Below are 13,375 nucleotides of genomic sequence, written 5' to 3'. Positions count from 1 at the left end.
GCCAGGTGCGGTGAAAGTCGCACGCCTGGATCGAACAGAGAGGGGCGCTGGGTAATACCAGCCCTCGACTCTAACCGATTCCATTGGCATCGAACATATTGCCAAAGCTGGCGAAAGACTAGCGCCAAAGCAAGAAGAGGCAACGATCGCGCTGCACAAATGGCTGATGTTTGAATATGGGATATCGCCGGATAATGTTACAGGCCATAGATTCACGGAACACAACAGAGGAAAAACAGATTGTCCCCACTCTATTTTCGGTGGAAATACGGAGCAGGCTTTACGAGATTGGGTCAAGAAAAACTTGGTTAGTCATTAGCGATCGGTCATCGGTTTGACTGTAGTAGTTAGGCAATGCCGACCTAGAGAAGAAGAATGCGATCGCACTCTTTTTCTCTAGGTAAAAATAGCAGATTGACTTTTGTTCGCTTTTGATGGTTGAATGAGAATAACATCAGCCAAAATCTACAAGATGGTTAACAGTTTAGAACAAGGTGACAGCGAGCTAGTTTCCGTAGACTACAGCGATTTACTAGAGAACATTTTACAAACTTTAAGAGGTCAGAACCCGTTTCGCATCGCAGAAAACGGTCAGCGGTTGGCGATCGATATTGATGCTGTAGCCAGTCATGTCGCTTCTTTACCGATCCAAAATCCTCTGTCATCTCCTAATGGCGTTCGTTCTGCTACCATCAATTTTGCTCCGGGATTCCGAGACAACTTTCCCAATAAGATTCGAGAAATAAGAGATTGTTTGACACAGCTATTAGAATCTAGTTTGGGATCGAATCCCTCTATTGAAGAGTTCGTTACCGGCTTAGTTACGCCTTTAGAATCTTTCCAGGGAAATCCAACTGGTTTGGGTTTAACTTATACTTTTAACAGACCTTCTCCTAATTTACAGAAGCAGAAACTTTGTTTGGATAGCAACCGTCCCGGTAGTGCTTCCCTGCTGAAATTTCACAAACTTACTATTAAGGTAAGGGAGATCGATCGATTTCCAGAATATTTGAAAAAAGGATTGGAAAATCATATCGATCGTCAAATTACTTTTGACAGCGAATCCGACCGTGAAGAACTGCACGATACTATTCAAGAAAAGATAGACTACGAGTATTCTGACTTCAATCGTCTGAAGCGAATTGTAGACACGGAGACACTCGGAAAACTAAAGAAAGAAGCGAAGATAAGGTATTTGGAATATCTCCGAGATAACATCGATAATAAAGACAGCGTTGGCTTTATTTATCTTCAAGATTTGATTCGCCGTCTTAGACTAATAGAAGATTTTATTAACCAGGAAAGACCGGATGATTATTACGAAGTAAACTATGCTGGAGCGAAGATTAATTACAAAGATGTATTTTCGCGATCGGAAGTTTTAGACTCCCTTCCTATCATTCCCATCGTAACAGGTAACTTGGGAGAAAGTACAGACACTAACGAGGGAGAACGCCAATTTATTTTTGGCCTCAAAATGAAGTTTGGCAATCCAGTTGAAACACACAAAGGTCTAGAAGTTTTTGAATATAATCTCAATCTCCTCGATCCAGACAGCGATGAACACCGCCAGGAACTTGAAAGAAAACCAAACTTCGGAGCAAAAGTATTAAAACTAGCACTTTTGTACTTCTTTGTATTTGCTTCCCGCAGCAATCCCGAAGCACCAGATTACAACCCTTATTCCGAACTAGAATACGATCCCATAAGCAATTTTGATTCAAAAGTTATAAACGTATTGCGCGGTTCTGAAGAGTCAGAAAAAAGAAAACTTTTTCTGAAGCTTTTGGAAGGCTTCAATAAATTTAAAGTCCGAGTTAAAATCAACGTGCTAAGGGATTTACTGAGAGGATTTATCAAAAATCAGACTATTTTGCCAACCCGCACTTATCCGATCCAGATTAGTGTGAGAAGAGGTATCCTGGAAACCGACGAAAACAGAATTTTAAACGATATTTTCTTCAGAGAAGTTGTACAACGCAATCCCAAAGAATGTTTGAGATATATTTCTATTGCGGAAGCGCACGTTGATCGAAATGCTGTCTGTCAGCTACCTGCGAGTATTACTATTGAAGATATCCGCTATTTTTCGACAGAAGAACGCCAAGAATTTCGGATGGAATACGACATCAGAGGTGTTAATACTTTGCCAGTGATGTGGGTTCCTGAAAGTTGTACAAATGCCTATAAAAACCATTTCATGAGAGATCGGAAGTTGTTATTATTTCGCTACAACAACCGACGGTTAGAGGAAAATGGGTTTAATTCTAATCAAGGTTTTCTTTATCGCTTTACCATTTCTTTGCTAGCGTATATTTGCCTGAAAATATTGCTGGATGCTGCCAAAAAAAGGTTGTTTGTTCCGATGGTAAGATTGCACGAAGGAACCCACCAAAAACCCGCACCATCAGAAAAATTTATGGCACATCTATCTAAAACATTGTGTCATCTCTTGAACGAGAAACATCGGTGTAATTCTCAAGGTTTCCGCGTTCAAGATGCGAATACTTTCAAAGTTAAGAACGGTCTAAGTTCTCTGTATTCCGTGTTACCTAAAAAGTTTCGCTTCACTGATACTTCAGATACTCCAACCCTGGATAAGCTAGCTATCATTATTGTTTCTAGTTTGGAAAGCGACGCCAGGACAGGTAATAGAAAACGCGAAAATAGAATATCTAATTTGGTAGGAGAAGCGATCGGCATCACGCGCCAACAGGATGGCGCTATTCGGTTGTATATTATCAAAACTTTTTCTGATAACTATAGCAATCGGCGTTTGTATGAAGATCCGCCAATTCTTATAGATACGGTAAACAATCTTTATGAGCAGGGATACCGACACTTTTTGTATGTCGCACAAGCACCTTTTACGAGTAACCTGAATATAACTCAAAGTGAAGATGACGATAGCCTATATTTTATGTCACCCAAATTAATCAATAATTTGAAAAGAAATCGCGACGACATCCAGATATATCCGGTATTTTTTGATAAATACTATGTTCGGAAAGCAGTAGAACCTAAAGCAACTTCTTTTTACATCCAGGATACAAAGGAACTCCTCAATGTAGCGAAAGATTCCACCCAACAAGCGGTAGTGTTTTTCAATTTGTTTAATGGGATTAGTGTGGGTAAGGGGGACGATCGCTTTTACAATGGTGTGATTTCCTACTCGACCCTGTTGAACATTTATCCCGGAATTTTGGATGACAAATACATTCGATCGGGTTTGATTGACGATGATAGTATGCTGAAAAACGACATTTTGCAATATCTGACACTTTTTCACTTTTCGCGCTTCGAGAAAACCAGCGACATCAGTTTAAAACTAGACCCTTATGAGAACATTATCGGTGAGGAATCTTTTAGCAAGCTATCTGTCTTTAATCATATTAGAGGAGAGGTAGGTTTTAACTCCTTGGCATTTTTGAGCGAAGTTAAGAAAGCATTAAACGTATAGAAGGAGCGCAAAATGATCGCCGAAAATTTGGGTCGTCTATTTGAAGTTGGTTTCAACATCGGGATTCTTGCTTATATCGAACAACACAAAATAAAACATAATTTCGGCAACTTATATCGGCGGGATTTGCAGCATTTTAAATTTGCCGAAATGTTTAAACGGATAGTGAGTGAAGACGGAACAATCAGTCCGAATAATATCAAAATAATTGAAAAATGGTGTTTATATTTATTGCAGAAGGGTTTTCTGTCAGGATTAAATTTCTTTGGGGAGTACATTAAATCTACTGGATGGAACGATAGCAAGAAACCGAATATCGAAATTTTGTACTACCAGTGCAGTTTTGGCGATGCTAACAGCATCAAAACATATTCCAAAACTGAAGAACAAGAATATAGAGAGTTATTGTCGCAGTTTCATAAACCCAATTTATTGGAGAACCCGGGTTTCTGGACTCGATACCAACAAAAGGGTGAGTTTTTGAAGGCGGACACCCTGATGTTGTTGCGCCAACGCCAAGAGTTTAGGATTCTCTCAGTAGATTTATCGATATTTTCCGTTAAGTCAGCTGAAGACATCTTGGATTTTGAAGATAAAGATATGCAGAATCAGCGGCGTTTGTTGGGTCGCGAGATTGGTTATTTGCGCTCAAAAAGTGTTTTTTCTAAGCTGCGGATTGATACTGGCGCTACTGATGATTTTAGTTTTGCTTTTGCAGCGGATTTAACCAGGTATTTTACTGCTTTTAAACGGAAGGATAAAGAAAGTGCTAAATTAATTCAAGCTGCTTCTTATGCTCACAGTTTTTATCGATTTTTACGCGAAACTGGTATTCTGAATGATGAAGCGTCGCTGGTGTTTAATGTGGTGGGATATAGCGATCGCGGTATCAGCGCCATGTCCCTTCGTCCCGAAAACTTAGACGTATTAACTACCTGTGCGGAGATTTATAAGAATGAACCAAAAGAACAGCAAATCGAGGAAGCGCGAAAGGAAGTTTTAAGTCTGATTCAACTTAATGCAGGTCGGAGTTTCCACAACGGGAAAACCTTTGTCAAGCAACTACTAGAAATACCCACCGACACCACAACTATTATATCTCATACCGAAAAGATTGATAACTTTAGTTCCACATTAGAACTAAGGGAACCTCATGCTGAAATGATTAAAAAAGCGCTGAATTCCGACAAAACTTATCTATTTTTAACTGGTAATCCTGGAATTGGTAAAACTACTGCGATCGTAGACTTTCTGAAAGCTCATATCAACGAAGGTTTTCTCTTCTTCTACGTCAGTCCCAGAAAACAAGTCAATTTGGATATTATCGAGAAATTCAAAGAATCAGAAACGGGGAAGTTAGATGACGAGATATTTTGCATCAACACCAACTCCCAACTCATCGCCGATAATTTTACGCGCTGTGTCGTCAATTACCACTCCAATAAACGTCAGGGTGATTTTATCGAAAATACTGTTAATTTTCTCGACGCCAGTCAGGAAATTGCACGTTCGATATCGCGCCAGCAAGCACTTAACAGAAGAAGTGAAGACGAAATTGTACCTACAAATCGCAGAAGTAAGGGAGTTTTGTCCAGTCTTTGCGAAGCAATACACACGGCGATAAAATACGAAATATCGAATAATATTGTCGCGACAGCTTGTATCCAATCTTTAAAAAAGACCGAACACGGTGCAAACACCTTAGATCATTTTGAGAATATATTCAAAAGTGCTTATAACAAGCGTGACGGTAAGGTTATTCCTGCGGAGATGAAAAAAATATCGACGCGCATTAAGCATTTATTCATTATGATAGATGAAATAACTGGTGATGATAGCGGCGTTGAGTTTTTAAATGGAATCAGCAGTATTTTGAAAAGTTATCAATTGACGGATTTACAGCACGGTTTTAACACTAAAATTATTGTAGCAGATGCTTCGATCGTCGATCCCGATGTCATCAAACAACATTTATCTCAAACATCACCAGAACCAGATAAAATATTTTTCAGGCGTGCTTTGGAAAATGCAGCTTTGCCACTTTCAGTACAAGAATTTGAATTTAAAAGTAAACCGTCGAATGCAATTATTATCAACGCTAACTCTTATCCAGCAAGCAGTCTGCGTATTACATATAAGGTATTTATCGAGTCGGTAAAGTTTGATGAAGATACTTTTGACGAAAAAAGAGACGATCTAAAAAAGACTGTCCAAACGCAAATTGTTGGAGATATTAACGCTCTCTGGAAACGACCAGATGCAGGTCAAATTATAGTATACATCCAAGATAAGCGCAAATTGCAAAAATTAATTGAAAATATTAAACAGCAGGGGGGAGAGTTTGAGGATAAAAAGGATTATCTGGAGATACACGCTAACCTTTCCGATCGAGATAAGTCAGAAATACATCAATTCAAAAATCAGGTAAAAGTAATCTTTATGACTTCCTCAGCGAGTCGAGGTTTATCCTTTCCAAAGGCGAAGCATATTTTGGTAGAAATTCCTCGGTTTCGGGTGGAAAATAACCTGATGGAAATCATCCAAGTTATTTACAGAGGTCGCGGTCAATATATCGAAAATGGGGAAGAAAAAACGCTGGATAATAAAGAGAAAGAACTGTGTTTTTATTTGAGCGATCGGGCCATATATTACGCCGATGACCGACAAATTTCCCTGCGAGAAAGCACTATCAATTTATTAAATATCTTGCTAATTGTCAAGACTTGTGTAATGACTCGGATTCAGGGTTATGGACAAATAGGTCGGGAAAAATTCTTGATGATTCCCATAGGTGGAAAGTCCGTATCTGCGGCGGGTCAAACATTTAGCGGACAGATGGCTAACTTAATAAAAGACCTCAAAAACGAACACCGCAGGCGTCCGAGTCACAAACTATTACAAGAAGTTTATACCAGTTTAGAACAACTGCTGAGTCGCACCGAGTTTGTCTTAAATTCAAGAAACCCGGTTTCTGAGAGTTCTTCCTATCTAGAAGTGCGAGATATTTTCAACAGCAAATTTTCCCAGCTAATAGCCGATGGTTTCGATAAATTACTAGATTTTGGCAATATAGAACCCGGTCTTATTAATGGTAGCTTGTTAGTAGTGCCAATTGCAGAACAAAAACTAGAAGAACGTTACGAAATGCGATTGATGGAGATAGCAACTCACGCCGATGATGAAATTTTGAATAAGATGCGATCGATTAGTCTCAATTCTGATTATTCTCAGAGTCTACATTCTGCTATAAAAAATGCGATCGAATTAGTCGAAAAAGTTCGTAATTCCAACAACAGAACGCAATTTTTAGAGCAAAACAGTCAGCGTATTGACCAATATTATGCTTTGCCGTTATTTAGTTTTATTAGCGGTGAGGCGATGAGTCAATATTTTGCAGATGAACCAGAAGAACCAGAAGAAGAAAGATTTAGGGATATTCTCGCAACTTATATTCATCATCTCTATCCAGCCGATAAAACTTTGCCTATAGGATATAAGTATAGAGATTTTCCATTTGTGGTTTTTCGGAGTTATAGTTTAGAGGAGATGAGGGAAAAGATTTTTACCGATAAATATCTGTTGACTTCCAACGAATTGAATGTGTTGAATTTGATTCTTTCTAAAGCGGACTAATATCACAGTACTGTGATATTAGTCCGCTCGCAAAATCGTTTTGCAAATAGCAGTTTTGTAAGGAATAAATCATGGAAAATTTGCTAGTTGGCTCATCAGGATCGGATGCGATCAAGCTTCAGCAGCGATTGAAAGAATTTGGATTTTATTTGGCTGCTATAGATGGCATTTTTAGCAATAAGACTGAAGCGGCAGTCAAAGCATTTCAAGACAGTGAAGGACTGGCGGCTGATGGGATTGTTGGTTTCTCAACCCAAGAAGCTTTGGATCTAAATAATTGAAGACGTGAACTCATTTTACGGAGGAATTATTGATGGTGATGCTCAAAAATGTTCAAGTTTGCCCAACCAGTTCTGTGACCGGACTTTCGGAGCAGTTGATCGCTGAGATCCAACGCATAGACTCGAACCTACTCGTCAGTTTTACCGATCTAAATGTAGCTATCCGCGAAGACCAATTTCCCTTGCTTCGATTGCCTGCAAAAGAAGCACTTCGACGCGCTATCAAAGCTCGCGATACAACACTAATTGTCAACTCGGCTTATCGAACAATTGCTCAGCAGTACCTTTTGTACAAACAATACAAAGAAAATCGGTGCGGCATAAGTCTTGCTGCAAAGAGTTCAAATGGCATTAAAAAAGGCGGGTTTTGATATTAAAATCGATGGCATTTATGGCGTTGATACCGAAAAAGCAGTAAGCCAGTTTCAACGACGTAAAGGTTTGGATGTCGATGGTCGTATTGGCCCGCAAACCCGTGCCGCGCTGGGACTGTAAAAAGCAAATTTTCTCAAAAGGTAGGGTGGGCATTGCCCACCTTATTCTAGGGAGAAGGAGGTTGTTTTGCTGGTGGAAACTTACACTTAACCTCAATTTCCAAATTACTTTCGGCAGTACCTTCAGTAATATAAGGAAAGCCTCCTTTAGCGCTCAGTTTCATGCCAAATTTAAGCATCTACACATTCTCGTACAGTGACAAATTCCTGAAATTTAGCCAGAGACTCGATTTTAGGTACAGTTCCAATTCTTACAGGTAGTTTTGGCTGATAGTCTCCTGTTTCTTTTTCTTTTTTCAGCCATAACTCCAAGGTATTTTCGCTATTGTGAAAAAAGGCGTTCGCGAATGCGTGCCGTAGGCAATCGCTATTTCGTATCCGCACTGACGTTGGCGATAGCCTGCCGGAGGCATATCGTGCCGACATCCAGACTTTCCTTTAATAGACATCATCATGGTTGCCAAGGTTGAGCAGTAAAATTGCTTCTTCGGAGTCTGTTGTGACGGAAAACTCGAACAAAATGCGATAACTGTAGTCAATGGAAGCTGACCAAATACCATCAAACTCACCAGATAGTTTGTGAGTTTTGAGAGTAGGATGGAAGGGATCGGTTGCAAGTTGTCGAAGGGTTTCTTCGATTGGGGTTCGCAACTGCGGATTTTGACGGATTAGGCGTTTGTATGCTCGCAGAGATTTGGGAGTCCAAGCAATTTTTCTCAAGTATCTAACTCCTTGAGAAAATCATCTACTGAGCCAAATTTTATTACGCCTTGAGAGGCTTCTTGACGAACTTCTCCAATTTCTTGAAGTAGTTGTTCTCGGCGTTTTCTCTGTAGCCGTTTGAGGAGGATTTCAACAACTAGGTTTTGTTCTTCAAGCGATAGGGATTCTACTGAATCGATCGCTTGCTGGAGTCGTGAAGTTTGTACGGATTCAGGCATGGGTGGTGTAGCTTGTGTTAGCTCAATTATAACGATGATTTGAGAGATCGCACTCTCCAATCCCACAAGTACGATCGCACCCACATCCATTAGCAAAAACGATCGCACTCTCCAATTGAACAAGAACGATCGCACCTACATCCATTAGCAAAAGCGATCGCACTCTCCAATTGAACAAGTACGATCGCACCTACATCCATCCCCAAAAGCGATCGCACTCACCAATTCCAAAAGTACGATCGCACCCACATCCATTCCCAAACACGATCGCACTCGCCAATTCCGCAAGTACGATCACACGCACATCCATTCCCAAACACGATCGCACCCACATTTATCATCAAAAGCGATCGCACCCACATCCATTAGCAAAAGCGATCGCACTCTCCAATTGAACAAGTACGATCGCACCTACATCCATCCCCAAAAGCGATCGCACTCTCAAATCCCACAAGCACGATCGCACCCACATCCATTCCCAAACGCGATCGCACTCTCGAATCCCACAAACACGATCGCACTCTCCAATCCCACAAGCACGATCGCACTCTCAAATCCCACAAGTACGATCGCACCCACATCCATCCCCAAACACGATCGCACTCTCAAATCCCACAAGTACGATCGCACCCACATCCATCACCAAAGACGATCGCACTCTCCAATTGAACAAGTACGATCGCGCTAACATCCATTCCCAAATTACTTGTTCCATGCGTATGGCTCATCCCAAACATATGCCACAGTCTGTCTTTGATACCACATACTACCTGTTGGATAGCTAACATCCACATGCAAATGAGGAACCAAAGTCCAGCCATTATGACCAGTTTGTGCAATCTTCTGCCCTGCCACTACACTTTGACCTGCTGTGACGAGAACTGAGTCTTGCTTTAAATGGAGATATAAAGAGCGATATCCACCATCATGTTCAATTAGAACATAGTTGACGTTAAGCGCGTTACTTTCAGAACCTGTCTCACCGTTAGAAAAATCTTTTACCTCATCCGAAACCTCTAACACTTTCCCTGAGCGCATTGCATAAACAAGTGTACCAATCTCAGCACCTAAGTCATCAGCATAAAGTTGAATATCTCTGTGACCACCAGGCTCGTAACTCTCACGTCCCCCAACCCCATTGAGTGGCTGGCGAAATCCTCGTAATGGGTTAGATGGTGTTGGATTGGAGAAAAGTGGAGGCTCATTTAAGCCGATTCCATTGTTACCACTGTCACCGCTAGATTCAATAGTTCCACTAACAACACCCATTGCCCCGTAGATGGAAATCATACCACTATGGCGAATAATGCTGTCAGATTCTTCGGCTGCTTTAGCGTAGACTGTGCTGTAGGTACCGTTTGCATCTTCTCCTTCAGAATTTAACCAAAAATAGGCTACCTTGTAGAGATTACTCTTCCCAACAAAGTGTTCATCTAAAGGCTGTGGTTCTGGCTCTGTTGTATAAAGGTGAAGTTGACCTGATTTAGCCAAGCTGTCAATTATCCGTAGCTTTTCATCGTAAAGCCCTTGAGCTGCTTTAAGTTGAATGTCTTTATTATCTAGGAACTGTTGGTCAGAAACACCAGGAGCGTATGCCTTACGTTCATCCAGTCCCATTTGAAAAGCTCCAAGATAGCCTACACCATTGTTTGCTTGCCAATTACCGCCACTAGACTCGGTAGCAATAATACCTGTGAGGAATTTGGCAACATCGTAACGGATAATACCACGATGCCAAGCATTGTAAATGTACTGCGCTGTTTCTATTCCGATCTCACCATCAATAACGTCATCGCCCACAGCTTTCTTTACTTCGATTATTCCTGGTTTTGCTCCAGTACGGATTAACCCTGGGCGAGGCGGAGTATCGGTTATTGTTGCGATAGTACCATTCCAATAAATGTGTCCATTTTCAAAGGATTGGATCTTGTTTTTATCTCCCCGATCGATTTCTCCACTGGTTGGAGCGCCTAATCTGCCATCCAATCCACCTATACTCTTGTATTTATCACGGATACTACCGTAAAGCGGAAAAACTCCATGTTCGCTGCTAACAACTGAGCCATTTTCAAAGTATTGATAGGTAACACTATCGGAATAATGGACTACTTCAGATGTCGGATTTCCCAAGTTATATTGCTGGGCAACTTGAGAAATTTTATCCTCGATAGAAACAGATGGACTTCCGCCACCTGAATCGCCACTTCCAGGTTGTCCGCTATCCCCAGATTGTGCATCAATCAGTACAGACGAAATCCAATCATCCGTACCTGCAATGCGATACCAGCGATCGGACTGTCCTAAACCTGGTATATTTACATCTTCACCTGTTTTCCAAGCGTCAAACTGTACGCTTGCATTGTAATCTTTGAAACCAATTATGTCAGAAGTGGTGTTAGATTCATCGCGGACGTTAGCACCAGCAGTTGCAATTACAGTTCCATTGAACACAGAAACTTCATTGATACCGTCGTTATCTACAGGTGGATTATCTACAGGTGGATTATCTACAGGTAGATTATCTACAGGTGGATTATCTACAGGTGGCAATAAAGGTGGATTTCCGGGTGGATAGCCGTTTGTATAAGCACTCGGCACCCAGTAATCGGTTCCATCTACGTTGATCCGATACCATATAGCATCTAGCTCACCTGTTGTGAGATCGGGAACTGCTTCTCCGTAAATCCACGCATTAAAGGTGAGCGTTTCGTTAAATGCTACATTCAGATCGCTGCGATCGCTCAAATTAGTGCTATTGCGGAGATTAACACCATTATCTGACCAAATAATAGAGGTAAACTCTCCTGGCACAAGGTCATAAGCAGCGCGTTCCATCGGGGTAACTTTCCCTTCCCCACCCCAAGTCGTCGGAGTAAAGAAAGCATCAGGCGCATACGCCACAGGCGCTATCCCCTTCGCCGCTTCCACCGCCTTATCCACATTCAGCAAACCAGCACCCGTCTCCTTATCCCAACCAACCGTATTCAAATCGGTAGCATTAGACTTGAGAACCTCAATCACCTGACGATAATTCAACCCCGGATTTGCTTCCCACACCAAGGATGCAGCACCCGTTACCTGTGCGGCGGCGACGGAAGTACCCGCCATCGTACCCACATCATCGCCTACAGTGGATAGAATCGCATTCTCAATTGTCCCACCCTCGGTCACGATATCCAAACCATAGCCAAAACTCGAATAATCCGCCCGTTGATTCCCATTCGCCGCACCCACCGTGATGATATTGTCAAACTCCTGGGAAGCTTGTCCCAAAACCGACATCACATCGCCGTCATTACCCGCCGCCGCCACAATTAGCACCCCATTTTGCCGCGCATATTCCAGCGCCTCCCGTTCTTTCGGGGTAAATTCATACCGCGTGGTGACGCTAGCATCGGCGTTAACTTGCGTCATATCCAAGCTGAGATTTACCAGCGCCTTTTCACCAGACGCTTTCGCCGCATCCACAAATTCGATTAAAGACTCTGCCCATTTGCCAGAACCAATTGCCCGTCCCAACCACAATGGTGCTTCGTCATTCATACCATAAATGCCCACACCATTATCCTGAGTTGCCGCAATAATTCCTAAAATATGCGTACCATGTTCGTTTCCTTCCCCAACTTCCAGCAACGGGTTATCATCCCCATCCACCAAATCTTTCCCCAAAGTGACGCGACTGTAATCGATATCGGGATTATTAGCACCAAATCCCGTATCAATGATACCAATTAACGGCATCGGCAATTCCACATTGCTGACATTAAAATGAACCGTGACGGCATTACTCTTGCGTCCCTCTTTGTCATAAGCAATGCCCTTCAATTTATATTGTCCCGGTGCCAAACCATTGAGGGAATAATTGAACCTACCCCAGCGATCGTCCTGACTATAACCGATAAAATTGGTCGCGTTCTGGATATATTCCCCTTTCTCTTTGTCGGGTTTTCCATCCAGCCAAAATTCAACTTTGTCTAAATCTGCTGTACCATTGCCATCAAACACCCACCCATCTTGCAAGCGAATTATTTCACCCTTCTTGTATTCTTTTTTGGCAATGCTGAATTGTAAATGTTTCGGCGCTGAATTTTTATCGGGATCTTTTCCACCTGCATCTGGTGCCATATCTCGCGGCGGTGTCGGTTCTTTTTCTAACCCTGATAAAGTCTTGGGTGGCGTCGCAGTTGGCGGTAAAGTTGTATCCTCAGTTGGCGGCGTAGTTGATGGTAAAGTTGTATCCCCAGTTGGTGGCGTAGTTGGTTGTAAAGTCGTATCACCAGTTGGCGTCGCAGTTGGCGGTAAAGTTGTATCCTCAGTTGGCGGCGTAGTTGATGGTAAAGTTGTATCCCCAGTTGGTTGTAAAGTCGTATCACCAGTTGGTGGCGTAGTTGGTTGTAAAGTCGTATCACCAGTTGGTGGCGTAGTTGGTTGTAAAGTCGTATCACCAGTTGGTGGCGTAGTTGGTTGTAAAGTCGTATCACCAGTTGGCGGCGTAGTTGGTTGTAAAGTCGTATCACCAGTTGGCGGCGTAGTTGGTTGTAAAGTCGTATCACCAGTTGGCGGCGT

13 protein-coding genes are annotated in these 13,375 nt (G+C 42.0%); 8 read left to right on the top strand and 5 right to left on the bottom strand.

The features are described from left to right. Positions 1 to 82: 82 nt before the first annotated feature. The 6 genes from LAY57_RS36590 to LAY57_RS22550 all read left to right on the top strand — a co-directional run bounded on the left by LAY57_RS36590 (position 83) and on the right by LAY57_RS22550 (position 7,869). A complete protein-coding gene (locus tag LAY57_RS36590; protein ID WP_420839117.1) occupies positions 83 to 319 on the top strand; it encodes an N-acetylmuramoyl-L-alanine amidase in 237 nt (78 codons plus the stop codon). 123 nt (positions 320 to 442) lie between these two features. Further along, a complete protein-coding gene (locus tag LAY57_RS22570) occupies positions 443 to 3,460 on the top strand; it encodes a hypothetical protein (protein WP_249069105.1) in 3,018 nt (1,005 codons plus the stop codon). Positions 3,461 to 3,472: 12 nt separating this feature from the next. After that, on the top strand, positions 3,473 to 7,093 hold the full coding sequence (locus tag LAY57_RS22565) for a helicase-related protein (protein WP_249069104.1): 3,621 nt from the start codon (positions 3,473 to 3,475) through the stop codon (positions 7,091 to 7,093). A 71-nt stretch (positions 7,094 to 7,164) separates the two neighbouring features. After that, positions 7,165 to 7,374: a peptidoglycan-binding domain-containing protein gene (locus LAY57_RS22560; protein WP_249069103.1), complete on the top strand. Its 210-nt coding sequence runs from the start codon at positions 7,165 to 7,167 to the stop codon at positions 7,372 to 7,374. A 38-nt stretch (positions 7,375 to 7,412) separates the two neighbouring features. Beyond that, complete coding sequence (locus LAY57_RS22555; protein ID WP_249069102.1) at positions 7,413 to 7,745, top strand: M15 family metallopeptidase; 333 nt, start codon at positions 7,413 to 7,415, stop codon at positions 7,743 to 7,745. Next, positions 7,720 to 7,869, top strand: coding sequence for a peptidoglycan-binding domain-containing protein (locus LAY57_RS22550; protein ID WP_249069101.1), 150 nt, complete (start codon positions 7,720 to 7,722; stop codon positions 7,867 to 7,869). Before LAY57_RS22555 ends, LAY57_RS22550 begins: the two co-directional genes overlap by 26 nt. 46 nt (positions 7,870 to 7,915) lie before the next feature. Here the strand turns inward: LAY57_RS22550 and LAY57_RS22545 are convergent, their stop codons facing one another. The 4 genes from LAY57_RS22545 to LAY57_RS22530 are packed head-to-tail and all read right to left on the bottom strand — an operon-like array spanning position 7,916 to position 8,932. Beyond that, the gene (locus tag LAY57_RS22545; RefSeq protein WP_249069100.1) at positions 7,916 to 8,047 is read right to left on the bottom strand and encodes a CU044_2847 family protein; all 132 of its coding nucleotides are present in this window, start codon (positions 8,045 to 8,047) and stop codon (positions 7,916 to 7,918) included. Continuing rightward, a complete protein-coding gene (locus LAY57_RS22540) occupies positions 8,040 to 8,294 on the bottom strand; it encodes a hypothetical protein (RefSeq protein WP_249069099.1) in 255 nt (84 codons plus the stop codon). Before LAY57_RS22540 ends, LAY57_RS22545 begins: the two co-directional genes overlap by 8 nt. Before the next feature lie 12 nt (positions 8,295 to 8,306). Continuing rightward, positions 8,307 to 8,588 (bottom strand): type II toxin-antitoxin system RelE/ParE family toxin, encoded by a 282-nt coding sequence (locus tag LAY57_RS22535; RefSeq protein ID WP_249069098.1) that lies wholly within the window; start codon positions 8,586 to 8,588, stop codon positions 8,307 to 8,309. Next, on the bottom strand, positions 8,585 to 8,932 hold the full coding sequence (locus tag LAY57_RS22530; RefSeq protein WP_249069097.1) for a hypothetical protein: 348 nt from the start codon (positions 8,930 to 8,932) through the stop codon (positions 8,585 to 8,587). The genes LAY57_RS22535 and LAY57_RS22530 overlap by 4 nt, the downstream gene beginning before the upstream one ends. A gap of 47 nt (positions 8,933 to 8,979) precedes the next feature. On the opposite strand from LAY57_RS22530, the gene LAY57_RS22525 reads away from it, so the two are divergent. Both LAY57_RS22525 and LAY57_RS22520 read left to right on the top strand, forming a co-directional pair. After that, positions 8,980 to 9,204: a hypothetical protein gene (locus LAY57_RS22525; protein ID WP_249069096.1), complete on the top strand. Its 225-nt coding sequence runs from the start codon at positions 8,980 to 8,982 to the stop codon at positions 9,202 to 9,204. Further along, positions 9,201 to 9,497 (top strand): hypothetical protein, encoded by a 297-nt coding sequence (locus LAY57_RS22520; protein ID WP_249069095.1) that lies wholly within the window; start codon positions 9,201 to 9,203, stop codon positions 9,495 to 9,497. Before LAY57_RS22525 ends, LAY57_RS22520 begins: the two co-directional genes overlap by 4 nt. 14 nt (positions 9,498 to 9,511) lie before the next feature. Here LAY57_RS22520 and LAY57_RS22515 read toward each other — a convergent pair. After that, positions 9,512 to 13,375 (bottom strand): S8 family serine peptidase (locus tag LAY57_RS22515; protein ID WP_249069094.1); only part of this gene is annotated, 3,864 nt, incomplete at its 5' end.

Origin of the sequence: Argonema antarcticum A004/B2 (genome assembly GCF_023333585.1) — a bacterium.
Taxonomy (GTDB): domain Bacteria; phylum Cyanobacteriota; class Cyanobacteriia; order Cyanobacteriales; family Aerosakkonemataceae; genus Argonema; species Argonema antarcticum.
Note: the sequence above shows the minus strand (reverse complement) of the source record. Positions and strands in the feature narration are given on the sequence as shown.

Coding starts and splice junctions, on each gene's coding strand:
- LAY57_RS22550 (WP_249069101.1), top strand. CDS start 7,720: ATGGCATTAAAAAAGGCGGGTTTTGATATTAAAATCGATGGCATTTAT.
- LAY57_RS22570 (WP_249069105.1), top strand. CDS start 443: ATGAGAATAACATCAGCCAAAATCTACAAGATGGTTAACAGTTTAGAA.
- LAY57_RS22565 (WP_249069104.1), top strand. CDS start 3,473: ATGATCGCCGAAAATTTGGGTCGTCTATTTGAAGTTGGTTTCAACATC.
- LAY57_RS22545 (WP_249069100.1), bottom strand. CDS start 8,047: ATGCTTAAATTTGGCATGAAACTGAGCGCTAAAGGAGGCTTTCCTTAT.
- LAY57_RS22555 (WP_249069102.1), top strand. CDS start 7,413: ATGCTCAAAAATGTTCAAGTTTGCCCAACCAGTTCTGTGACCGGACTT.
- LAY57_RS22540 (WP_249069099.1), bottom strand. CDS start 8,294: ATGTCGGCACGATATGCCTCCGGCAGGCTATCGCCAACGTCAGTGCGG.
- LAY57_RS22560 (WP_249069103.1), top strand. CDS start 7,165: ATGGAAAATTTGCTAGTTGGCTCATCAGGATCGGATGCGATCAAGCTT.